The 22,754-nt window shown below is 73.4% G+C and carries 21 protein-coding genes and 1 pseudogene; 15 read left to right on the forward strand and 7 right to left on the reverse strand.

Annotation, left to right across the window (positions count from 1 at the left end; all coding sequences use genetic code 11):
- Window positions 1-435: pseudogene (locus C3489_RS22295) on the reverse strand (alpha-L-glutamate ligase); the annotation flags it as partial.
- Between the two features lie 511 nt (window positions 436-946).
- Here C3489_RS22295 and C3489_RS22300 point away from each other — a divergent pair.
- The 5 genes from C3489_RS22300 to C3489_RS22320 all read left to right on the forward strand — a co-directional run bounded on the left by C3489_RS22300 (window position 947) and on the right by C3489_RS22320 (window position 6,166).
- Window positions 947-1,462, forward strand: a complete 516-nt coding sequence (locus tag C3489_RS22300) for a hypothetical protein (protein ID WP_103783805.1) — start codon at window positions 947-949, stop codon at window positions 1,460-1,462.
- 124 nt (window positions 1,463-1,586) lie between these two features.
- The gene (locus C3489_RS22305; protein ID WP_103783806.1) at window positions 1,587-2,261 is read left to right on the forward strand and encodes a class F sortase; all 675 of its coding nucleotides are present in this window, start codon (window positions 1,587-1,589) and stop codon (window positions 2,259-2,261) included.
- 37 nt (window positions 2,262-2,298) lie between these two features.
- Window positions 2,299-2,940 (forward strand): carbonic anhydrase, encoded by a 642-nt coding sequence (locus tag C3489_RS22310; RefSeq protein WP_103783807.1) that lies wholly within the window; start codon window positions 2,299-2,301, stop codon window positions 2,938-2,940.
- A gap of 244 nt (window positions 2,941-3,184) precedes the next feature.
- Window positions 3,185-5,080, forward strand: a complete 1,896-nt coding sequence (htpG, locus tag C3489_RS22315) for a molecular chaperone HtpG (RefSeq protein ID WP_103783808.1) — start codon at window positions 3,185-3,187, stop codon at window positions 5,078-5,080.
- 102 nt (window positions 5,081-5,182) lie between these two features.
- The gene (locus C3489_RS22320) at window positions 5,183-6,166 is read left to right on the forward strand and encodes a S1C family serine protease (RefSeq protein WP_103783809.1); all 984 of its coding nucleotides are present in this window, start codon (window positions 5,183-5,185) and stop codon (window positions 6,164-6,166) included.
- A 447-nt stretch (window positions 6,167-6,613) separates the two neighbouring features.
- On the opposite strand, the gene C3489_RS22325 is transcribed toward C3489_RS22320, so the two are convergent.
- Complete coding sequence (locus tag C3489_RS22325; protein ID WP_103783810.1) at window positions 6,614-7,723, reverse strand: CapA family protein; 1,110 nt, start codon at window positions 7,721-7,723, stop codon at window positions 6,614-6,616.
- Between the two features lie 173 nt (window positions 7,724-7,896).
- Between C3489_RS22325 and C3489_RS22330 the strand changes: the two genes are divergently transcribed.
- The 5 genes from C3489_RS22330 to C3489_RS22350 all read left to right on the forward strand — a co-directional run bounded on the left by C3489_RS22330 (window position 7,897) and on the right by C3489_RS22350 (window position 12,908).
- On the forward strand, window positions 7,897-9,012 hold the full coding sequence (locus C3489_RS22330) for a Gfo/Idh/MocA family protein (RefSeq protein WP_103783811.1): 1,116 nt from the start codon (window positions 7,897-7,899) through the stop codon (window positions 9,010-9,012).
- Window positions 9,009-9,932, forward strand: a complete 924-nt coding sequence (locus C3489_RS22335; RefSeq protein ID WP_103783812.1) for a PmoA family protein — start codon at window positions 9,009-9,011, stop codon at window positions 9,930-9,932. Before C3489_RS22330 ends, C3489_RS22335 begins: the two co-directional genes overlap by 4 nt.
- Window positions 9,926-10,660 carry a cupin gene (locus C3489_RS22340; protein ID WP_103783813.1) on the forward strand — a complete coding sequence of 245 codons (735 nt, stop codon included), beginning with the start codon at window positions 9,926-9,928 and terminating at the stop codon, window positions 10,658-10,660. Before C3489_RS22335 ends, C3489_RS22340 begins: the two co-directional genes overlap by 7 nt.
- Before the next feature lie 311 nt (window positions 10,661-10,971).
- A complete protein-coding gene (locus C3489_RS22345) occupies window positions 10,972-11,712 on the forward strand; it encodes a tRNA-dependent cyclodipeptide synthase (RefSeq protein ID WP_258054901.1) in 741 nt (246 codons plus the stop codon).
- Entirely contained in the window at window positions 11,709-12,908 is a 1,200-nt protein-coding gene (locus tag C3489_RS22350) for a cytochrome P450 (protein ID WP_103783815.1), read from the forward strand. Before C3489_RS22345 ends, C3489_RS22350 begins: the two co-directional genes overlap by 4 nt.
- A gap of 55 nt (window positions 12,909-12,963) precedes the next feature.
- Here C3489_RS22350 and C3489_RS39485 read toward each other — a convergent pair whose 3' ends face one another.
- Window positions 12,964-13,281, reverse strand: a complete 318-nt coding sequence (locus tag C3489_RS39485; RefSeq protein ID WP_258054902.1) for a hypothetical protein — start codon at window positions 13,279-13,281, stop codon at window positions 12,964-12,966.
- A gap of 90 nt (window positions 13,282-13,371) precedes the next feature.
- On the opposite strand from C3489_RS39485, the gene polX reads away from it, so the two are divergent.
- The 5 genes from polX (at window position 13,372) to C3489_RS22380 (ending at window position 18,607) form a co-directional block, all read left to right on the forward strand.
- Window positions 13,372-15,111, forward strand: a complete 1,740-nt coding sequence (gene polX, locus C3489_RS22360; RefSeq protein ID WP_103783816.1) for a DNA polymerase/3'-5' exonuclease PolX — start codon at window positions 13,372-13,374, stop codon at window positions 15,109-15,111.
- A 92-nt stretch (window positions 15,112-15,203) separates the two neighbouring features.
- Window positions 15,204-15,845 carry a phosphoribosyltransferase gene (locus C3489_RS22365; RefSeq protein WP_103783817.1) on the forward strand — a complete coding sequence of 214 codons (642 nt, stop codon included), beginning with the start codon at window positions 15,204-15,206 and terminating at the stop codon, window positions 15,843-15,845.
- Between the two features lie 5 nt (window positions 15,846-15,850).
- Entirely contained in the window at window positions 15,851-16,723 is an 873-nt protein-coding gene (locus C3489_RS22370; RefSeq protein ID WP_258054903.1) for a universal stress protein, read from the forward strand.
- 10 nt (window positions 16,724-16,733) lie between these two features.
- Window positions 16,734-17,168 carry a TIGR03668 family PPOX class F420-dependent oxidoreductase gene (locus tag C3489_RS22375; RefSeq protein WP_181139789.1) on the forward strand — a complete coding sequence of 145 codons (435 nt, stop codon included), beginning with the start codon at window positions 16,734-16,736 and terminating at the stop codon, window positions 17,166-17,168.
- 26 nt (window positions 17,169-17,194) lie between these two features.
- Entirely contained in the window at window positions 17,195-18,607 is a 1,413-nt protein-coding gene (locus C3489_RS22380; protein WP_103783819.1) for an RtcB family protein, read from the forward strand.
- A 110-nt stretch (window positions 18,608-18,717) separates the two neighbouring features.
- Here C3489_RS22380 and C3489_RS22385 read toward each other — a convergent pair whose 3' ends face one another.
- From C3489_RS22385 to C3489_RS22400, 4 genes are all read right to left on the reverse strand, one after another.
- On the reverse strand, window positions 18,718-19,173 hold the full coding sequence (locus tag C3489_RS22385; protein ID WP_103783820.1) for an archease: 456 nt from the start codon (window positions 19,171-19,173) through the stop codon (window positions 18,718-18,720).
- A 107-nt stretch (window positions 19,174-19,280) separates the two neighbouring features.
- Window positions 19,281-20,126 carry a proteasome subunit beta gene (gene prcB, locus C3489_RS22390; RefSeq protein ID WP_103783821.1) on the reverse strand — a complete coding sequence of 282 codons (846 nt, stop codon included), beginning with the start codon at window positions 20,124-20,126 and terminating at the stop codon, window positions 19,281-19,283.
- A 128-nt stretch (window positions 20,127-20,254) separates the two neighbouring features.
- Window positions 20,255-20,821 carry a bifunctional 2-polyprenyl-6-hydroxyphenol methylase/3-demethylubiquinol 3-O-methyltransferase UbiG gene (locus tag C3489_RS22395; RefSeq protein ID WP_103783822.1) on the reverse strand — a complete coding sequence of 189 codons (567 nt, stop codon included), beginning with the start codon at window positions 20,819-20,821 and terminating at the stop codon, window positions 20,255-20,257.
- Between the two features lie 17 nt (window positions 20,822-20,838).
- Complete coding sequence (locus C3489_RS22400) at window positions 20,839-22,671, reverse strand: glycoside hydrolase family 15 protein (protein WP_103783823.1); 1,833 nt, start codon at window positions 22,669-22,671, stop codon at window positions 20,839-20,841.
- Between the last annotated feature and the right edge of the window lie 83 nt (window positions 22,672-22,754).

A 22,754-nucleotide genomic window follows, 5' to 3' on the forward strand; every position in this document is an offset into this window, starting at 1 on the left:
GGCGGCCACCGCCTCCTGCCGGGCCGGCCCGGACAGCACCACGGTCTCCATATGGGCCACCCCGTCCCGGGCGAAACACGCGAGGGTGCGGTCCTTCTCGGTCGCCGAACGCCAGGCCTGCGGGGAACCCGCGAACGGCGCCACCCCGCTACGGGCCAACAGCCTCTGGAAACCGGCCAGTTCACCCCTGCGCTCGGGCGGGATCTCGTACAGCACGACCACGTCGGGCACCACGTCCACGTCCTCGTCCGGCACCCGCAGCCGTAACCGCCCGCCCTCCAGAGCGGCACGCCCGGCGCCGCCGGCCGCGAAGCACCGGGAGTCCAGGCGCCGCGGGGGAGCGCCGGTGAGCAGCTCGACGGCCCGGGCGAGGTACTCCCGGCAGCCCTCAGGAGACGTGGGGTCGGCGATCAGGGCGACACAGGGTCGGGACACAGCGGCCTCCAGCGGCATACGACGCGCCCAGGGGGCCGTGCCCGCACGGCGGCGCGGCCCGGGGCGGGCTACGGATGGTGTGCCGTTCACATGGGCGATCGCCGGCGCCCCTCGCGCCACGCCTGCCCCCGTCCGGCGGGCGGATGCGGGCGGCGGCCCGGGCGGGAGCCGGTGACCAGGGGCGTCACACTGTAGGCGCACCGCCGGGGCCCCTACCAGGGCGCACACGCGGCGGCCCCGCTCGCGGCCCTGCACCGGCCGCGCCGCCGCCTTGCCCGGCAGCCTCCTTGACACCCGGCCCGTCGCTACCCCCGCCCAGACCACGCGCCCCGACCCGGGCGCCGAGGCCCTCGGGGAGGGGCCGGATGCCGCCGTCGGGGTGGGGTCGTAACCCGTGTGAGCGCCCTGAATGGTGCCCGGGCCGGTCTTGGCTGACGGTGGATCACGCCAGGGCCGGGTCTCCGAAGCTGACAAGTCGTCTGCTGCCCGGCCACGACGGAAGGACTGTCGAATGCGTTCTGCCCGCATCCTGCTCGCCACCGCGACGGCCACCGCGGCCCTCGCCATCGCCGCCCCCGCCTACGCCGAGGGCTCCGGCGGCTGGGACCACGAGGACTCCTCGTACAGCAAGGAGCACGACAATTCCTACGGCAAGGAGCACGACAAGGACAGCAGCCACGGCAAGCCGCACGGCGGGATGCACACGGGTGGCGGAGCGCTGACCCTGCTCTCCGACGACGACTGGGGCGGCAGCCCCCGCGACCCCAAGCAGGACCCGGAGACGTACAAGAAGGACAACGGCGGCTCCGACTGGGGCGGCAAGACCTCCGGCAACGACAGCTGGGGCGGCGGCTCGGACAGCGGCTCCTGGAGCGGTGACCACGACAAGCCCAAGGGCGGCATGCACACCGGCGGCGGCGCGCTCGCCACGCCGGGCGTCACCGCCGGCGGCCTGGCCGCCGTCGCGGTCGCGGGCGCCGGCCTGTTCGCGCTGCGCCGCAAGAAGGTCTCGGGAAGCGTGGCCTGACCATGCCCGACGACATAGCCGACATAGCTCCACGGGCCGCCGCACGCGCATCCAGCCGGCGGCGGCCCCGCCGCTCCACCGTCCGGTCCTCGCCGCTGCCGTGCCCGAATGAGGTGGTGTTCCGATGGCAGCATCCTCCCCGTCCTCCCCCGACACAGCCCCGCGGCCGCCCAGACGCGGACCGCGCACCCTCGCCACACTCTTCTGGGCCGCCGTGGCCCTCGTCGCCGTCGTCGGTCTCGCCGGCCGCCACGACACCTCCCCTCCCGGCGCCGGGCCCCGGCCGCATGCCGCGCCGGCCGTCGCCGCCACGTCGTCGTCCGCGCCGGGCGAGGCCGGACCGCACCTGCCCCGCTCCCGCCCGACCCGGCTGCTGATCCCCGCGATCGGGGTCGACGCCCCCTTCACCGACCTCGCCATCGACTCCACCGGCCGGCTCAAGCCGCCCCCGCCCGACAACACCAACCTCGTCGGGTGGTACGCCAAGGGCCCCTCGCCCGGTGAGGCGGGCACCTCGGTCATCGCCGGGCACGTCGACACCAAGACCGCCGCGGCCGTCTTCGCCCACCTGGACGAACTCCGCAAGGGCGACGTGGTCTACGTCGACCGCGCCGACGGGCGCCGGGCGGCCTTCGTCGTGGACAGCACGCAGACCTTCGACAAGGACGACTTCCCGAGCGACCGCGTCTATGCCGACACCCCGCAGGCCCAGGTCCGCCTGATCACCTGCGCCGGCAGCTACGACCGCTCGGCCCGCGACTACACCCAGAATCTGGTCGTCTTCGGCCACCTGGCCTGACCCGGCATGGCCGGAAGGCACCCAGTAACCTGTGGCCATGACTGATGCGCCGACCCTCTCCGCCCGCGAGGCCTTCGATCTGCTCCTCGACGGCAACCAGCGGTTCGTCTCCGGTGCCCCCCAGCACCCCAACCAGGACGCCGCTCGCCGCGCCGAGATCGCACCCTCGCAGAAGCCGTTCGCCGTCCTCTTCGGCTGCTCGGACTCCCGGCTGGCCGCCGAGATCATCTTCGACCGGGGTCTGGGTGACCTGTTCGTGGTGCGCACCGCGGGCCATGTGGCGGGTCCCGAGGTGCTCGGCTCCATAGAATTCGGGGTGAGCGTGCTCGACGCCCCGCTGGTCGTCGTCCTCGGCCACGACTCGTGTGGCGCCGTCGGCGCCGCCCGCTCCGCGCTGGAGACCGGGCAGACCCCGCCCGGCTTCGTCCAGGACGTCGTCGAGCGGGTCACCCCCAGCGTGCTCGCCGCCCGCGCGGCCGGCGACGACACCGTCGAGGGCGCTCTGGACGAGCACATCCGGCGCACCGTGGACATGCTCCTGGAGCGCTCCCGCGACCTCGCCGAGCGCGTCGAGTCCGGCCGGGCCGCCGTGGTCGGCATGTGCTACCGCCTGACCGACGGCAGCGCCCGCCTCGTCGCCGCTCGTGGCATCGACGTGGCCGTGCCCGCCCGCTCCTGACCGCACACCGTAGGCACACCGACGGGCCGGCCGCATTGGCCGGCCCGTCGGTCTTTTGTGTTGCCTGCCTGGCGAGCTCCTCGCGGCCCAGCGCTCGTTGATCGCACGGACCACGGCGCACCCCGGAACGGGGCCGGGTGACCCACGCGCGGCCGGAAGTCACCCGTTCCGGCCTGACCAGGTGTTTTAAAGTGATTGCCACCAGTTACGGCCACCGAAGTCCTCTGTGAGGTAATCGCGAACCATGGCGACCGAAACGTTTGAGTTCCAAGTCGAGGCCCGCCAGCTCCTGCAGCTGATGATCCACTCGGTCTACTCGAACAAGGACGTCTTCCTGCGGGAGCTCGTCTCCAACGCCTCCGACGCGCTGGACAAGCTGCGCCTCGCCAAGCTGCGGGACGACACGCTCGACGCGGACGTGTCCGACCCGCACATCGAGATCGAGGTGGACAGGGACGCCCGCACCCTCACCGTGCGGGACAACGGCATCGGCATGTCCTACGACGAGGTCGGGCGGCTCATCGGCACGATCGCCAACTCGGGCACCGCCCAGTTCCTGAAGGAGCTGAAGGAGGCCGAGGACGAGGCCGGCGCGGAGGGCCTGATCGGCCAGTTCGGCGTCGGCTTCTACTCCGGCTTCATGGTGGCCGACGAGATGACCCTGCTCACCCGGCGCGCAGGCGAGAGCCACGGCACCCGCTGGTCGTCCCGCGGCGAGGGCACGTACACCCTGGAACGCGTCGACGACGCCCCGCAGGGCACCGCCGTCACGCTCCACCTCAAGCCCGCCGACCCCGACAACCAGCTGCACGACTACACGTCCGAGTGGAAGATCCGCGAGATCGTCAAGCGCTACTCGGACTTCATCACCTGGCCCATCAAGCTGGTGCAGCCCAAGGGCGACGACGCGCCCGAGCCCGAGACCCTGAACTCGATGAAGGCCCTGTGGGCGCGCTCGCGCGACGAGGTCTCCGACGACGAGTACCACGAGCTGTACAAGCACATCAGCCACGACTGGCGGGACCCGCTGGAGACCATCCGCCTCCAGGCCGAGGGCACCTTCGAGTACCAGGCCCTGCTGTTCGTCCCCTCCCACGCCCCGCACGACCTGTTCACCCAGAACCACCGGCGCGGCCTGCAGCTGTACGTCAAGCGCGTGTTCATCATGGACGACTGCGAGGAGCTGCTGCCGTCCTACCTGCGGTTCGTCAAGGGCGTCGTCGACGCGCAGGACCTCTCCCTGAACGTCTCCCGCGAGATCCTCCAGCAGGATCGGCACATCCGCGCGATGCGCAGCCGGCTGACGAAGAAGGTCCTCTCCACCGTCAAGGAGATGCGCACCAAGGACGCCGAGCGCTACGCCACGTTCTGGCGGGAGTTCGGCGCCGTGGTGAAGGAGGGCCTGGTCACCGACGCCGAGAACCGCGACGCGATCCTCGCCGTCGCCTCGTTCGCCTCCACCCACGGCGAGGAGGAGCAGACCACCCTCGCGGCGTACGTGGAGCGGATGAAGGACGGCCAGGAGGACATCTACTACCTCACCGGCGAATCCCGGCAGGCCGTCGAGAACTCCCCGCACATGGAGGCCTTCCGCGCCAAGGGCATCGAGGTGCTGCTGCTCACCGACCCGGTCGACGAGGTGTGGGTCGACGCCGTGGGTGAGTTCCAGGGCAAGCGGCTGCGCTCGGTCGCCAAGGGCGAGATCGACCTCGACGGCGAGGACGAGCAGTCAACCGACGCCGAGAAGGAGAAGCAGGCCGAGACCTACGCCGGTCTGCTCGGCTGGATGAAGGAGCAGCTGGCGGAGGACGTCAAGGAGGTCCGTCTGTCCTCCCGGCTCACCGTCTCCCCGGCCTGTGTGGTCTCCGACGCGGGCGATCTGACCCCGGCGCTGGAGAACATGTACCGCGCGATGGGCCAGGAGGTGCCGCGCGCCAAGCGCATCCTGGAGCTCAACCCCGGTCATGCGCTGGTCCAGGGGCTGAACCGGGCCTACCAGGAGGCGGGTGAGGACCGCTCGGCCCTCACCGAGACCGCCGAGCTGCTGCACACGCTCGCCGTCCTGGCCGAGGGCGGCCAGCCGAAGGACCCGGCCCGGTTCGTGAAGCTGGTGGCGGAGCGACTGGAGCGGGCGCTGTAGCCGGCGGGCGTCGCCTTTTCACCGCTTCCGCCCGCTCTGTTCCCCTTCCGCCCGTCCGGTGTAATCATGTAATCCACACCGGGCGAGCGGAAGGGGCGCCCCGTGGCCGAGACTCTCTCCGAGCCCGACCGCTCTGGCAAGGAGCAGGCCGCGCTCGACGCGTACTCGCGGATCGTCACCTCGGTGGCCGCCGAGCTGACCCCGAAGGTGGCGGCGCTGACCGTGGCACACCGGTGGACCCGGGGCCGGTTCGTGCGCGGCACCGGCTCCGCCGTGGTCTTCACCGACGACGGGTTCCTGCTCACCAACGCGCACGTCGTGGGCCGCTCCGACGCCGGCACCGCGTCCTTCGCCGACGGCACCACCGTGCCCTTCCACGTCATCGGCGCCGATCCGCTGTCCGACCTCGCCGTCGTCCGGGCCGACGGGCCGACCCCACCGCCCGCCCGGCTCGGCGAGGCCGACACCCTGCGGGTCGGGCAGCTCGTGGTGGCCGTCGGTAACCCGCTCGGCCTGGCCGGCAGCGTCACCGCCGGCGTGGTCAGCGGCCTCGGCCGGTCCCTGCCGACCAGCGCGGGCGCCGCGACCCGGGTCGTCGACGACGTCGTCCAGACCGACGCCACCCTCCACCCCGGCAGTTCCGGCGGGGCGCTGGCCACCGCCGACGGGGCGGTCGTCGGCATCAACACCGCCATCGCCGACGTGGGCCTCGGCCTCGCCATCCCCGTCAACGACACCAGCCGGCAGATCATCACCACCCTGCTGTCGGCCGGCCGGGTGCGCCGCGCCTACCTCGGCATCGCCGGCACGCCCGCGCCACTGCCCCCGCCGCTGCGGGAGCGCACCGGCCGGCCCACCGGGCTGCGCATCGCCGAGGTCGTCCCCGCCTCCCCGGCCGCCCGCGCCGGCCTGCGCACCGGCGACCTGCTGCTCACCGCCGACGGGGAACCGGTCGGCAGCGCCCAGGCCCTCCAACGCCGCATGCTGGAGGACGCCATCGGCCGCCCCCTGGCCCTGACGGCCCTGCGCGGCGACGCCCTGGTCGACGTGATAGCCACCCCGGTGGAACTGGTAGCGGAGGACTGAGCGGGGGCGGGCCGGGCAGTACGGGGCGGGCGTCCGCCGCTTGGGCGGCACGATGTGTCGGGTGGCATGCCTTGCCGGGCGGCGGCCGGTGCGGGTTGGCAGGCTGCGCCGGTTGGCAGCTTGTGCCGGTTGCGGTCCGTGCCGGATGGCATGCCTTGCCGGGTGGCGGCCTGGTGCGGGTGGCAGGCTGTGCCAGTTGGCAGCTTGTGCCGGTTGGCGGCTTGTGCCGGATGGCATGCCTTGCCGGGCGGCAGCTCGCGCCGGTTGGCAGGCCGAGCCGTTTGGCGCCCCGTGCCGGCCGGCAGCCCCCGCCAGACGGCACGCCCCGCCGACAGCCAACTCCTGCCAGCCCCCGCCCTCAGACGGCTCACCCTCGACGCCCCGCACGCCATCGGCGCCCACCCCACCGCCCCCACCGTCGCCCTTGCCCCAAGCGTCCCCAATGCCTCAACCCCCCGGAACCTCCCCCACAAGCACCCCCTCAGCCCCCACCCCCACCCGCACCCCCTCACTGATCCGGTCCAATACCTCGCGCAGCCACTCCCGGTCCGCACCCGGCGCCCGTTCCAGCCGCATGCGGTGGGACCGCCAGGGCAGGATGCGGAGTCCGGCGAGGCGGCCCGTGGGGCGTTCGAGCGTGGGCAGGAACGCCAGTCGGAGGTCGTCGCGGTAGCGCTCGTAGCCGGTGATGCCCTCGTAGTCGTCGACGAAGTCCCCGCAGCCGTGCAGGATCAGCCGCCCCCGGTACACCTCGATCGGCCGTGGATGGTGCGAGGAGTGGCCGTGGATCAGGTCCACGCCGCCGTCGACGAGGGCGTGCGCGAAGCGGACCTGGGCGCCGGGCACGCGGTAGCCCCAGTTGGAACCCCAGTGCACCGACACCACCGCGAGGTCACCGGGGCGCTTGAACCGCCGTACCCGCGCCACGACCGCCTCGGCCGCCGCGGGCGTCAGGGCGGGGACGTAGGCGACACCGGAGCGGTCCGGGCCCGCCGCCCAGTCGGCCGGGACGCCGCTGCACCGCGTCCCGATCGCGAACACCAGGGCCCGGCCGCCGCCCGCCGGCACCACCGCCGGTGCCCATGCCGCGTCGGCGTCCAGCCCGGCGCCCGCCGTGCGCAGGCCCGCCCCGGCCAGTACGGCGAGTGTCTCCGCGAGGCCGCGGCGGCCGAAGTCCAGCACGTGGTTGTTGGCCAGCACGCACACGTCGGGGCGGATCATGAGCAGGGCGGGCAGGTTGGCCGGGTGCATCCGGTAGTGGACACCCTTGCCGGGCGCGAAGTCGTCGCTGCGGGTGACCGAGGTCTCCAGGTTGACGATCCGCGCGTCCGGGGCCTCGGCCTCCAGCGCGGCCAGCGCCTCGCCCCACGGCCAGGACGGGGGCACCGGCGCCGGCACCGGCCCGCCGGCCGACTCCGCCAGGCGGACATAGGCGCGCGCGTCACCGATGTACTCCTCGCGCAGTGCCGGATCGCCGGGGTGCGCCAGGATCTGGTCGACGCCGCGCCCGAGCATCACATCGCCGCACAGGAACAGCGTCACGGTGCCGCCGCCCATGCCTCCACGGTACGGCCGCGCGGCCGTCGCATCGGGGAATCCGCGCACGCGGGGGTTGTCCTGCCCGTCCCGCTGACCCTAGGGTCTCTCCGGGGAGCAAGCGCTTTCTATCCCACTCCGCGTCCCTGCCCGCCTGCTCCCCGAACCGCCGTCCACCCGCCGAGGAGCGCCGCATGCCCCAGCCCCCCTCCCGCCGCCGCGTCGCCGTCATCGGCACCGGCGCCATCGTCGCCGGCAGCCATCTGCCCGCGCTCCAGGCCCACGCGGACCGGGTGGAACTGGTCGCGGCCGTCGACGTGGACCAGGCCCGGCTGGACGCCTTCCGGGAGCTGGCGGGGGAGCGGGTCGCCGGATACGCCTCGACCGGCGCCATGCTGGACGCCGTACGCCCCGACCTGGTGCTGATCGGGACGCCGCCGGCGCTGCACCGGGAGCAGACCGTCGCCGCGCTCAAGGCGGGCGCCTGGGTGCTGTGCGAGAAGCCGCTGTGCCTGTCGCTCGCCGAGTACGACGACATCGCCGCCGCCGAGCAGGCGTCCGGCGCGTACGCCTCCGTGATCTTCCAGCACCGCTACGGGTCCGGCGCGGTGCACGCCCGCGAGCTGATCGCGAGCGGTGAGCTGGGCGCCCCGCTGGTCGCGCACTGCCAGACGACCTGGCACCGGGACGCCGCCTACTACGCGGTGCCGTGGCGCGGGCGCTGGGCCAGTGAGGGCGGCGGGCCGACGATGGGCCACGGCATCCACCAGTACGACCTGCTGCTGCACCTGCTGGGCGAGTGGGAGGAGGTGCGGGCGATGGCCGCCCGGCTGGTGCACGACACCGAGAGCGAGGACGTCTCCACCGCTCTGGTCCGCTTCCGCGCCGGCGCGCTCGCCACCGTCGTCAACAGCGTCCTGTCGCCCGACGAGGTGAGCCGCATCCGGATCGACTGCGCGCACGCGACCGTCGAGCTGACCCACCTGTACGGGCACGCCAACGACGACTGGGTCTACACCCCGGCCCCGCACGCCGACCCCGAGCGCGCCGCCGCCTGGCACATCCCCGCCGCCGATGTGCCCAGCTCCCACACGGCCCAGCTCGGCGCCCTCCTGGACGCCTGGGACCGTGGAGTACGGCCGCCCGGCAGCGGCCCGGAGGCGCGCGCGACGCTGGAGTTCGCCGCCGCCCTGTACAAGGCGGCGTTCACCGGCTGCCCGGTGCGGGCCGGCGAGATCGGCCCCGGCGACCCGTACTACTCGGCCATGCACGGCGACCACCCCGACTGGGCCCCGAAGGAGGCGGTGTGAGCATCCGGGTCGGTCACGTCCACGGTGAACACGTCGCGGTCGAGGCCGCGAACGGTGTCGAGATCCTGCGGTACGTCTACCGCCCCGACCCCGTGGCCTTCGAGTCCCGCAAGCCGTACGCGCACCCGCTGCGCACCCTGGCCGGGCACACGGTCACCGGGTACCGGCCCAGCGACCACCGCTGGCACAAGGGCCTGCAGATGACGGCCAGTCACCTCTCCGGGCAGAACTTCTGGGGCGGCAACTCCTACGTCCACGAACAGGGTTACCTCGCCCTGCCCGACCGGATCGGCTCCATGCGCCACGACGGCTTCACCTCCTTCGAGGCCGAGGACGAACAGCTCGCGCTCACGGAGGAGTTGACCTGGCTCGCGCACGGCGGACAGGAGTGGGCGCGGGAGGAGCGCGGCATCACCGTGCACTCCGTGGACGAGTCGGCCGGCAGCTGGGCGCTGGACTGGTCGATCCGCCTCACCAACCTGCGTGACCAGCCGCTGCTGTTCGGCTCCCCGACCACCGCCGGCCGCGAGATGGCCGGCTACACCGGACTCCAGTGGCGCGGACCCCGCGACTTCACCGGCGGCCGTGTCTTCGGCCCGGGGGAGGAGGGGGCACAGAAGCTGATGGGGGCTCAGGGGCCCTGGCTGGCCTTCGCCGCGGAGCACGACGAGGCCGACGCCCACTCCACGCTGGTCTTCGCGCACGCCCCGGAGAACCTCGACGAGACGTCCGCGATCCACGCCTCCCACTGGTTCGTGCGCAGCGAGCCCATCGCGACGGTCGCGTTCTCCTGGGCGTTCTTCGAGGAGTTCGCCGTGGCGCCGGGGGAGTCCTTCGGCTACCGCTACCGGGTGGTGATCGCCGACGGTGCCTGGGACCGCGAACGGGTCGCCGCCCATCTCCGGGGCCTCCCGTGGTGAACGACGTCCCGCCGCCGCCGCTGCCCGGCGCTGTCGGGCTGTCCCATCTGCGCGCCTACGACTGGGAGGCGGCCGACGGCGTCTGCGGCGGCAGCCCGCATCTGCACCTGGTGTGCACGGAGGCGTATGTCGTGACCGGCGGCCGGGGCGCGGTGCAGACCCTCAGCCCCGACGGCTACCGGGACATCCCGCTCCGGGCGGGCTCGCTGGCCTGGTTCACCCCGGGCACCGTGCACCGGATGGTGCAGGGCGGCGATCTGCGTGTCACCGTGCTGATGCAGAACAGCGGGCTGCCGGAGGCCGGGGACGCGGTGTTCACCTTCCCGCCCGAGGTGCTCGCCGACCCGCAGGCGTACGCGGCCGCCGCCACGCTCCCACCCGGCACCGGCCCCGCGGTGGAGGCGGCGGCCCGTCGCCGCCGGGACCTCGCCGTCGCGGGCTACCTTCCGCTGCGCGCGGCCCTCCTCGCCGGGGACGACGGCCCGTATCGCGCCTTCCAGCGGGCCGCCGCCCGTCTGGTGCGCCCGCGGGTGCCCGCCTGGCGCGAGCTGTGGCGCAAGGGTGCGCTCGCCGCCGCCGAGCGCACCGGCGCACACCTCGACGCGCTGGAAGCGGGCGAGCCCGCCTATCTCGACGGGGCGAGCGCGTACGACAGCGTCCCCGCCCGGCGTGCCGGTTTCGGGATGTGCGGCCGTCGGGACGAGTACCGCATCTGGGGTGAATGGTGAGTGAACACTGCGTGGCCTGAAGGGAAACGGCTCGTTCTGGTGCTTCGGATCGCGCCTGGCTCCGGTGTGGAACGGGCCGCCCGAATGCGACTTCTCGCCGCCACCGCTGTGATGACGTCACCCAAGGTCCCCCCGCATGGCCGGAATTCAGCTGCTCTGCTGCGGATATGAGGTCTTGCTACGAGTATTTTCAGCCAAAGTGATCCGTGACGCCCCGTGTTCGCGTCGACGCACATAGTGTGTGGGCGCCGCGTAGCCACACCCAGGGCACAGGGCCCTGCCGGGACTCGCACGCGGCGGAGGATCACTCCTTGACCACAGCATCCGTGCTGATGGCCGACGTCTTCCAGGTCCAGCCCTACACCCCGCACTGCCGGGTCATCCACGACGAGGGCGCGCACGCCGTCATCGGGGTCTCTCCCGGCAACAGCTACTTCTCCGCCGGGCGGCTGCACGACCTCGCCCGCTGGGGGCTGAGCCGGTTCGAACGCGTCGACTTCGTCTACACCGACCTGTTCGTCGCCGAGATGTACGAGGCCTGCGGCTACGCCCCCGACGACGCCCGCCGCAAGGCCGTGAAGAACCTCAGAGGCGTGCGCGCCAAGGTCCGCGACGCGGTGGAGGCGGCCGACCCGGACGGCGTGCGGCTGCGCTGGCAGCCGATGTCGGCCCTGCGGGACAACGACGCCTACCGCGACATGCACCGCCGGCTCACCCACCGCCTGGCCGGCGACGACGACTTCCGCGCCGTCTGCGACTCCCTCGTCAGCCGCTTCCTCGCCGCCCGCGGGGAGCCGGCGAACGAGCGGCAGCGCGCGGTGTGCCTGGAGTACGTCTGCGCGGAGGCCCCGCTCTTCCTCGACACCCCGGCGATCCTCGGCGTTCCGTCCTCGCTCAACTGCTACCACCAGCTGCTGCCCATGGCGGAGCTGCTGTACGCGCGCGGCGCCGGACTGCGCGCCTCCCGCAATCAGGGCCACGCCGTCGTGACCCCGGCCGACGCCGACCCGGCCGGATCCGTCCCCGCACCCGTCCAAGGAGCCGCCGCATGACCACCAGCGTCCAGACCCCGCCCCTGCTCGACTTCCCCTTCTCCTGGGACGGCACCCGGATTCCCGACGAGGTCGCCGCCCTGCGGGAGGCCGCCCCGGTGACCCGGGTGCGGACCATCGCCGGCGACGAGGCGTGGCTGGTGTCCTCCTACCGGCTGTGCCGGCAGGTGCTCACCGACGGCAGGTTCTCCCTGAAGGACACCTCCGCCCCCGGAGCGCCCCGCCAGTACGCCCTGACGATTCCGCCCGAGGTCGTGAACAACATGGGCAACATCACCGGCGCGGGCCTGCGCCGGGCGGTGATGCGGGCCCTGAACCCCAAGGCGCCGGGACTGGAGGAGTGGATCCGCGGCGAGGCCCACCGTCTCGTCGACGTGCTCGTCGCCGAGGGGCCGACCGCCGACCTGCGCGGCGCCTTCTGCGAGCCGTACTCCGCCGGGATGCACTGCCACATCCTCGGCATCCCGCAGACCGAGGCACCCGCGTTCCTGCGCAGCCTCGACATCGCCTTCATGAACTCCCCGTGCCCCGTCACCGGCGCGAAGGTCAACTGGGACCGGGACATCGCCCGGATGACCGGCCTGATGAACCACCCCGGGACCGGCGGGCTCATGGGGGAGCTGGCCGAGCTGCGCGGGGACCCGGAGTACGCCCACCTCACCGACGAGATGCTCGCCACCGTCGGCGTCACCCTGTTCGGCGCCGGAGTGATCTCCACCTCCGGCTTCCTCGCCATGGCCCTGGTCCATCTGCTCACCCACCCCGAGCTGTGGGACCTGCTGCGTGAGCGGCCCGAGGTGACCGGCGCGGCCGTGGAGGAACTGCTGCGGGTCAACCTGTCCATCGGGGACGCGCTGCCCAGGATCGCCCTGGAGGACGTCCGCCTGGGCGATGTGCGGGTGCGTGCGGGAGAGCTGGTGCTGGTGCTCGTCGAGGGCGCCAACTTCGACCCCGAGCGCTTCCCCGACCCGCACCGCTTCGACGTCGGGCGTCCCAACGCCGCCGACCATCTCTCCTTCGGCGGCGGCTCCCACTACTGCCCCGCCACCGCACTCGGCCGCCGTCACGCCGAGGTCGCCCTGGAGGTGCTCGCCGAGCGGCTGCCGCACCTCGCGCTGGCCGTGCCCGCGGGGCAACTGGTGTGGCGCACGGGCTTCATGAAGCGCATCCCCGAGCGGCTGCCCGTCATCTGGTAACTGCTGCCGCACCGACCCGGCCGGCGGCCCCGCGCCGCCGGCCGCAGCCGGTCGGTCAGGCGTGCCGGTGCGGCCGGTGCATCATGTCGTGCAGCGTCGTCCTGTCGTCCGCGTCGTCCGCGTCGTCCGCCGTCCCGACGCCGCGCGGCGCCCGGCGACGGCGGTGGACCGCACCGCTCATCATCGCCAGCGCCAGACAGAAGATCAGCGCCAGCGCCAGGCCCGAGCTGAACAGCGCCAGCCCGTTCATCGTCGCGATGTGATGGTCGAGCACGGACACGGGGTACTGCGGTCCGCCGCCCAGGTTGCCCGCGATCGCCAGCACCGTGAAGGCCACCGTGGCCGCGAGGAGGAGGAGTCCGAGCAACAGCATGCGAGTCATCTCCCCGAAGAGGGCGGAAGAGTGGTGCCACCGTCGCGGGTACCCCCTGACGCCGCCGCGTACCGCACCTACCCTGGAGGTGTGGCTCGTTCCAACGACGAGGTCGCCGCGCTGTTCCAGGAATACGCGGACCTGATCTCGATCACCGGGGGAGACGCGTTCCGGGCACGTGTCTACGAGAAGGCTGCCCGCGCGATCGGCGGACACCACGCCGACGTGGCCGGCCTGGACGTCAAAGGGCTCCAGGAGATCCCCAACGTCGGCAGGTCGATCGCCGAGAAGATCACCGAGTACTTCCGCACCGGCTCCGTCGCCGCCGTGGAGGAACTGCGCGCCCGCATCCCGGCCGGCGTGCGGCGGCTGACGGCCATCCCCACCCTCGGCCCGAAGAAGGCCCTGGTCCTGTACGAGGAGCTGGGCATCTCCTCCGTCGAGGAGCTGACCGAAGCCATCCAAGGCGAACGGCTGCGCGACCTCAAGGGCTTCGGCCCCAAGACCGAGCAGAACATCCTGCACGGCATCGAACTGCTGCGGTCCGCCGGCGACCGCGTCCTGCTCGACGTCGCCCTCGACCTCGCCACCGACATCGTCGCCGTCCTCTCCGGCACGGCCGGCTGCGGCCGCTGCGCCTACGCCGGCTCCCTGCGCCGTGTGAAGGAGACCATCGGCGACCTCGACGTCCTCGCCGCGGCCGACGACTCCGGCCCGCTGATGAAGGCGTTCACCGAGCTGCCGTACGCGGACGAGGTCATCGCGCACGGCACGACCAAGACGTCGATCCGCACCACCAAGGGCCTCTCCGTCGACCTGCGCGTCGTACCGCCCGACTCCTGGGGAGCCGCCCTGCAGTACTTCACGGGCTCCAAGGCGCACAACATCCGCACCCGCGAACGCGCCGTGCACCACAAACTCAAGCTGTCCGAGTACGGGCTGTTCGACGCGGAGAGCGGCGAGAAGATCGTCTCCGAGACCGAGGAGGAGGTCTACGCCCGCCTCGGCCTGCCGTGGATCCCGCCGACCCTGCGCGAGGACCGCGGCGAGATCGAGGCCGGGCTGCGCGGCGAACTGCCCGACCTGGTCACCGAGGCCGATCTGCGCGGCGACCTGCACACCCACACCGACCTCACCGACGGTCTCGCCCCGCTCCAGGAGATGGTCGCCGCGGCCGCCGAACGCGGCTACGCCTACTACGCGATCACCGACCACGGCCCCGACATGGCCATGCAGCGCATGACCGACGAGCGGATGCTCGCCCAGCGCGAGCGCGTCCGGGAACTCGACGGCACCTACGGCAAGGGCCGGGGCATGCGGCTGCTGCACGGCGCCGAACTCAACATCGGCCCCGACGGCGACGTGGACTGGCCGGCGGAATTCCTGGCCGGCTTCGACCTGTGCGTGGCCTCCGTGCACTCCCACTTCACCCAGGACCGCGCCGCCATGACCCGGCGGCTCGTACGCGCCTGCGAGAATCCCTACGTCGACATCATCGGCCACCCCACCACCCGCCTCATCGGCAGACGCCCCGGGATCGACGCCGACCTGGACGCGGTCTTCGCCGCCTGCGCCCGCACCGGCACCGCGCTGGAGATCAACGCCCACCCCGACCGGCTCGACCTGCGCGACGAGGACATCCTGCGGGCCAAGCGGCACGGCGTGAAGTTCGCCGTGAACAGCGACGCCCACTCCACCCTGCACCTGGCCAACATGCGCTACGGCATCGGCACCGCCCAGCGCGGCTGGCTCACCGGGGACGACGTGATCAACACCTGGCCGCTGACCCGGCTGCGCCGCTTCCTGCGGCAGGGCCGCCCGGCACGCTGACCCGGCGTGTGCGCGGGCCGACCGCCGGGTACCCGGCCGCACGTCCGGCCCGCCGCCGTGAGCGGCGGACGTCGGAAGGAGGCGCAGAGCCCATGGAGTTTCGTGACCGCACCCAGGCCGGTCGGGAACTGGCCGAGCAACTGCGCATCCGGCAGGACAAGGGCGCCCTGGCGCACCCCCTCGTCCTCGCACTGCCCCGCGGCGGCGTCCCCGTGGCCCGCGAGGTGGCCCGCGCCCTCGGCGCCCCTCTCGACGTGCTCGTCGCCCGCAAGATCGGAGCGCCCTTCCAGGAGGAACTCGGGGTCGGGGCGCTGGCCGGCGACGACCCGCCGCTGTTCGACGAATGGGCGCTCAAACGCATGGGCCTCACCCACGAGGCGCTCGCGGGCACGGTGCGGCGCGAGCGCGCCGAACTGCGCCGCCGCGAGCACCTCTACCGGGGCGGTCGCCCGGCCCTGGACCTGACCGGGCGCACCGTGATCGTCGTCGACGACGGGCTCGCCACCGGCGCGACCGCGCGCGCCGCCGTCCGCTGGGCCCGCCGCCAGGGACCGGAACGCGTCGTCCTCGCCGTGCCGGTGGCCGCCCCCGAGTCCGCCGAGCTGCTCTCCCGGGAGGTCGACGAGGTGGTGTGCCTGTACCGGCCGGCCGACTTCCGCGCCGTCGGCCTGTGGTACGAGGACTTCGAGCAGCTCACCGACGCGGACGTGCTCGACGCCCTGCGGGAGGGGTGAGCCAGGTGACCGGCGTTGCGCCCCGCGCCGTGCTCGCCGGCGTCGACGACACCTCGGACGCCTGGCTCGCCGCGGACTGGGCCGCCACCGAGGCGGATCTGCGCGGCACCGGTCTGCGCCTGCTGCACGCCGTCGGCCCGGGCAGCCCGGCCGGGGAGGGCGCCGACGCGCGCGTCCTGGACGCGGCCGCCTCCGTCCTCGACGACGCCGTGGCCCGTATCGCCGCCGGCCACCCCGGCCTTCCCCTGGAGACCGCGCTCGCCCACGACCGGCCCGCCGAGGCCCTCATCGACGCCGCGCGCGACGCCGACCTGATCGTCGTCGGCACGCGCGGGCGCGGCGGCTTCTCCGGACTGCTGCTGGGCTCGGTGAGCCTGCGCACCGCCGCGCACGCCAACCGGCCGGTCGTCGTCGCGCGCGGGCACACCGAGAGGGCCGCCCACGGCAGCGTCGTCGTCGGCGTCCGCGACGAACGGGACACCGACGCCGTACGGTTCGCGCTCGCCGAGGCACGGCTGCGCGGCGTCGAGGTGCGGGTGGTGCACGCCTGGATGCCGCTGGCGCGGGCCGGTCTGGTGGTGCCCCAGGTCAGCCGGATCGACGACGAACAGCACATCCGCACCCGCGTGCTCGAACACGCCGCCCGGCCCCTCGCCGAGTATCCGCAGGTCCGGGCCGACACCGACCTCGTCATCGGCTCCCCGGCGGCCGTCCTCGTGGAGGCGTCCGCACGGGCCGGCCTGGTCGTCGTCGCCCGGCATCCGCCCGCCGGCCGGTTCGCGCTGCGCCTGGGCAGCGTGGTGCACGCGGTGCTGCACCACGCCGAGTGCCCGGTCGCCGTCGTACCCACCCTGGCGGCGGCGGAGGAGGAGACCTGAGGTGCCCGCCATGGACGAGCACGAGGCACGCAGGCGGTTCGCCGATGCCCGCGTGGCCCGGCTCGCCACCGTGGACGCGGCAGGCCACCCGCACCTGGTGCCCGTCGTGTTCGCCGCCGACGGCGACCGGATCGTCACCGCCGTCGACCGCAAACCCAAGTCCACGCAGCGGCTCAAACGGCTGCGCAACATCGCCGCCCACCCGGCGGTCAGCCTGCTCGCCGACGCCTACGACGAGGACTGGGACCGGCTGTGGTGGGTGCGCGCCGACGGAGGCGCCCACACCGTGCCGGCCGGCACCGACGACGCCGCGGCACGCGCGGAGCACACCGGGGCGATCACCCTGCTGCGCCGCAAGTACCCCCAGTACGCCACCCGCCCCCCGGACGGCCCGGTCATCCTGGTCACCGTCGCCCGCTGGACCGGGTGGCAGGCCACCGGCTGAGACCTCACAGCGGCGCGGAGGCCGCCATGGAACTGGTCGAGGAACGCCCCTACCGCTACCGCATCCCCGCGCACGGGCCCATGAGGGTGCCCGGCGTCGTCTTCGCCTCCCGCGAGCTGCTCGCCGACGCCGAGCAGTCCCTGCGGCAGGTGGCCAACGTCGCCACCCTGCCCGGCATCGTGCACGCCGCGTACGCCATGCCCGACATCCACTGGGGCTACGGCTTCCCGATCGGCGGCGTCGCCGCCACCGACGTCGCACGCGGGGGCGTCGTCTCACCCGGCGGTGTCGGCTTCGACATCTCCTGCGGGGTACGGCTGCTCGCCGCCGACTGCGACGCCCGTGAACTCGGGCCCGCGCTCACCGCCGTCATGGACGGCCTCGACCGGGCGATCCCGCGCGGCGCCGGACCCGGCGGCGTGTGGCACCTCAGCGGCACCCGCCAGCTGGAGCGCATCCTGCGCGGCGGCTCCCGGTACGCCGTCGAGGAGGGCCACGGCGAGGAACGCGACCTGCTGCGCTGCGAGGACGCCGGCGCGGTCGCCGACGCCGACACCGGGCAGGTCGGCGAACGGGCCCGGGAGCGCGGCCTCGGCCAGGTCGGCAGCCTCGGCTCCGCCAACCACTTCCTGGAGGTGCAGCGGGTCGCCGAGGTCCACGACGCGCAGGCCGCGGCCGCCTTCGGGATCGCCGCCGGGCAGGTCTGCGTGATGATCCACTGCGGCTCACGCGGATTGGGCCACCAGATCTGCACCGACCACGTCCGGGCCATGGGCGGCGCCATGGCCCGCTACCGCATCTCGGTTCCCGACCGGCAGCTGGCCTGCACCCCGGTCGAATCGCCCGAGGGCCGCGCCTACCTCGGCGCGATGGCCGCCGCCGCCAACTACGGCCGGGCCAACCGCCAGCTCCTGACCGACGCCACCCGCCGCGTCTTCCTGCGGGCCGCGGGCATCCGGCTGTCCCTGGTCTACGACGTCTCCCACAACCTCGCCAAGATCGAGACCCACCCGGTGGACGGCACGCCCCGCAGCCTGTGCGTGCACCGCAAGGGCGCCACCCGGGCCTTCCCGCCCGGCCACCCCGACCTGCCCCCCGACCTGCGCGAGGCCGGGCAGCCGGTGCTGATCCCCGGCACCATGGGTACGGCGTCCTATGTGCTGGCCGGCGTCAGCGGCGGCGACGCCTTCTCCTCCACCTGCCACGGCGCGGGCCGCACGATGAGCCGCCACGAGGCCGCACGCACCGTCACCGGCCGCGAACTACGCGCCCGCCTGGAACGGGCCAGCATAGCCGTGCGCCCCCTGTCCTGGCGCGGCCTGTCCGAAGAAACCCCGGAGGCCTACAAGGACGTAGCCGCGGTAGTGGCCACCAGCGAGGCAGCAGGCCTGTGCCGCACGGTCGCCCGCCTGGTACCGCTCGGCGTGATCAAGGGCTGAGAAGCGCCCCGAAGGGGCGCGGGGAACTGCGCGCCCAGCCACCCCCCACCCGCACCCGACAACCGACAGAACCCGGCACGACGCGACTCGCCCCCAACCCAGCGGAGCGCTCACGCATCGATGGTCACAGAACACGACCACCCATAAGGCCCCGGCCCCAGATGCAGCTCATGCCAGGACACCCCCTTCGGCACCGCGCCGGTGATCTCCACGTCCGCCAGCTCGGCCACCGCCAGCCGCACGTCCAGCTCGTCGTCCTCCGCGTCCGCCTCCACGTCCACCGGCACCCGGCCGTGCACCTCCATCCGGTACACGACCTCCTCCAGCAGCGCCGCCAGCAGGTCGTCGTCGCCGGTCCCGGCCACCCGCAGCCGCTCCACCGCCGTCGGCCGCACCCGGGACACGTCGGCGAAGCACTCCACCATGCCGAGGACCGCCTCCGCCAGACAGTCCTCCCGGTTCGCGCCCCACGCCTCGATCCGCACGTCGGCGGTGTGCGGCACCGCGCGGTGACCGCTCCCGCCCTGCACCCGCGTGAGCCTGTCGTCGCCCGTGTCACCGACCATGTTCCCCGTGTGCCCGATCGGCGGCCGGGCACACGGACGGACCGCCCGCTGCCCCGGATCGATCCGCCGGTGCGCCGCGCCTGGGTCGGGGAACCGCGCCCCGAAGGTCAGAGCACGGGTGCCTGCGGCCCGTTGGGGCTCTCCTCGCGCCGCTGGACGACCTCCCGGGCGATCGCGGCGACCTCCTCCTGCGGCAGCCGCCGGTAGCCGTCCTCCGTGACCAGCGCGACCAGCGGGAACAGCCGCCGGGTCAGATCGGGCCCGCCGGTCGCCGAGTCGTCGTCGGCGGCGTCGTACAGCGCCTGCACGGCCGCGGTGACGATCTCCCTCTCCGGCAGCCCCTCCCGGTACAGCTTCTTCATCGCGCCGCGCGCGTACACCGAGCCGGAGCCGGTCGCGGTGAAGCCCCGCTCCTCACTGCGGCCGCCGGTGACGTCGTAGCTGAAGATGCGCCCCTGGCCCCGGTCCAGGTCGTAGCCCGCGAAGATCGGCACCACGGCCAGGCCCTGCATGGCCATGCCCAGGTTGCCGCGCACCATCGTGGTCAGCCGGTTGGCCTTGCCGTCCAGGGAGAGCGGGGTGCCCTCGATCTTCTCGTAGTGCTCCAGCTCCAGCTGGAACAGCTTCACCAGTTCCACCGCCACGCCCACCGTGCCGGCGATGGCGACCGCGGAGTGCTCGTCGCCCGGGAAGACCTTCTCGTACTCGCGGTTGGCGATGACGTTGCCCATCGTCACCCGGCGGTCGCCCGCGACGAGCACACCGTCGGCGTAGGTCGCCGCGACGATCGTCGTGCCGTGCGGCGCCTCGAATCCGGCGCGGGCCGTGGGCAGTTCACGGTTGCCCGGCAGCAGGTCGGGCGCGTGCGCGGCGAGGAAGTCCACGAAGGAGGAGGTCTCGGGGGCCATGAAGGCGGGCGGCAGCACGCCGTCGATGCTCGGGTGGGCGCTCATCGCGTTCCTTCCTGTCGCGGGGCTCGGCGGCGAACCGAGGACGGTCCCCGCTCGCGCACCCTACCCGGCACGCGGGGCGCGCATGCGGCCCCGGTCGGTGGAGGAACACCCCCCGGCACGCGCCCGGTTCAGGGGCGCAGCGCCAGGCACTGGTAGCCGTCCAGGTCCTCGACGTCCACGCGGGACCAGTCGGCGGTCAGCAGTTCGGCGTCCGCGGGGGCCAGTTCCCACGGGTGGGGCTCGCCCCGGGACGGGTCGTGGATCGAGGTGCCGACCCAGAAGACGCCGCCGGGCGCCAGCAGGGCGCGGACCCGGGCGAGGAAGGCCGCCTTGTCGGGGATCCAGCGGTAGACCAGCCGGCAGGTGATCAGCGCGTAGGCCGGGTGCGGCAGCCCCGACAGGTCGCGGGCGGTGAAGTCCAGCTCCCGCACGTCCAGTTCGGGGTGGCGCCGGCGGGCCTGAGCGACCGCCGTGGGCGCGCAGTCGACGGCCGTGACCCGGTAGCCGAGCCGGTGCACCCGGGCGGCCAGCTCGCCCAGACCACAGCCGACGTCCAGCGCCGGCCGCCCAGCGCCCGCGCCGACCTGCCGGCGCAGGGCCCCGGCCTCCTGGTCGTCGATCGTGCGGTAACGGCGGCCCGACCGCCACACGGGTTCCCAGTAGTCCGCCGCCGTGGAGGCCGTCCCGTCCGTCATGTGCGTGAGCTCCTTCGCTAGCCGAGCGCCCGGTCCAGGTTGAACGCCGCGCTGATCAGGGCGAGATGGGTGAACGCCTGCGGGAAGTTGCCCTGCTGCTCGCCGGTGTGGCCGATCTCCTCGGCGTACAGGCCCAGGTGGTTGGCGTAGGTCAGCATCTTCTCGAAGGCCAGCCGGGCCTCGTCCAGCCGGCCCGCGTGCACCAGTGCCTCGACGTACCAGAACGAGCAGATCGAGAAGGTGCCCTCGTCGCCGCGCAGCCCGTCGGGGCTGGCCTGCGGGTCGTAGCGGTAGACCAGGGAGTCGGAGACCAGGTCCCGGGTGAGGGCGTCCAGCGTGGACAGCCACTTGGGGTCGGTGGGCGCGATGAACTTGCTCAGCGGCATCATCAGCACGGCCGCGTCCAGCACGTCACCGTCCTCGTACTGGACGAACGCCCCGCGCGCCGCCGACCAGCCGCGGTCCATGATCCGCCGGTAGACGGTGTCGCGGCACTCACGCCAGCGGTTGAGGTCCGCGGGCAGTCCGCGCCGGTTGGCCATGCGGATGGCCCGCTCGATCGCCACCCAGCACATCAGCCGCGAGTACAGGAAGTTCCGGCGCCCGCCCCGGGTCTCCCAGATGCCCTCGTCGGGCTGGTCCCAGTGGGCGCACACCCAGTCGACCAGCCCGCACACGTCGTCCCACTGGTCGCTGGAGATCGGCTTGGCCCACTTGTCGTAGAGGTAGATGGAGTCGATCAGCGCGCCGTAGATGTCCAGCTGGAGCTGGTCGGCGGCGGCGTTGCCGACGCGTACCGGTGCCGAGCCGAAGTGGCCCTCCAGATGGGGGAGTTCGCGTTCGGTCAGGTCGGTGCGGCCGTCGATGCCGTACATGATCTGCAGCGGTCCGGCGCTCTTGCAGTCGCCGGGGCTGATGTGCCGGGTGACGAAGTCCATGAACGCCTCGGCCTCCTCGCTGAAGCCGAGCCGCAGCAGCGCGTACACGCAGAACGCGGCGTCGCGCACCCACACGTACCGGTAGTCCCAGTTGCGTTCTCCGCCCAGCCGCTCGGGCAGGCTGGTGGTCGGGGCGGCCACGATCGCCCCGGTCGGCGCGTAGGTGAGCAGCTTCAGGGTGAGGGCCGAGCGGTGCACCATCTCGCGCCAGCGGCCGCGGTAGCGGGAGGAGGACAGCCAGCGGCGCCAGTACGCCACCGTGGCCGCGAACTGCTCCTCGGCCTCCCGGCTCGCGCACCGGCGGGGCGCCACCTCGCCGCTCACCTCGTCCAGCGCGAACACCGCCGACTCGCCCTCGGTGAGCTTGAACTCCGAGCGGACGTCCTGCCCGTCGGCCTCCAGTGGGACGGTCGAGGTCAGCGCGAGGGAGAGGCCGTCGGAGGCGAAGACCGCGGTGTCACCGGTGCGGTGGAGCGTGTGCCGTCGCGCCCCGTAGTCGAAACGGGGGGCCACCCGGGCCCGGAACGGCACCGTTCCGCGCACACAGATCACCCGCCGGATCAGCCGGTGCCGCTCGGTCTCCGCCTTCGCGCCGCCGACCGGCATGAAGTCCTGCACCTCGCCCACGCCGTCCCCGGTGAAGAAGCGGGTGATCAGGACGTTGGTGTCGGGGAAGTAGAACTGCTTGGTGCGGGCCGCCCCGCTCGCGGCGAGCTCGAAGCAGCCACCGCGCTCGGCGTCCAGGATCGCCGCGAAGACGCTCGGCGCGTCGAAGGAGGGAGCGCAGTACCAGTCGATGGTGCCGTTCGTCCCGACCAGGGCCACACTGCGCAGATCGCCGATCAGCCCGTGGTCGGCGACCGGCAGATAACCGGAGCCACGGCGGACGCCCTCGTGTGATACCTGGGCCATCGCAGCCTCCCTGGACCTCTGCCCGCGGCGCGGCTTCCAGCTTAGGGCGTGCCCTTCGGATCAGCTCGCGGACGCGGGGCCCG

This window comes from Streptomyces sp. Ru71 (assembly GCF_002920535.1).
Taxonomy (GTDB): domain Bacteria; phylum Actinomycetota; class Actinomycetes; order Streptomycetales; family Streptomycetaceae; genus Streptomyces.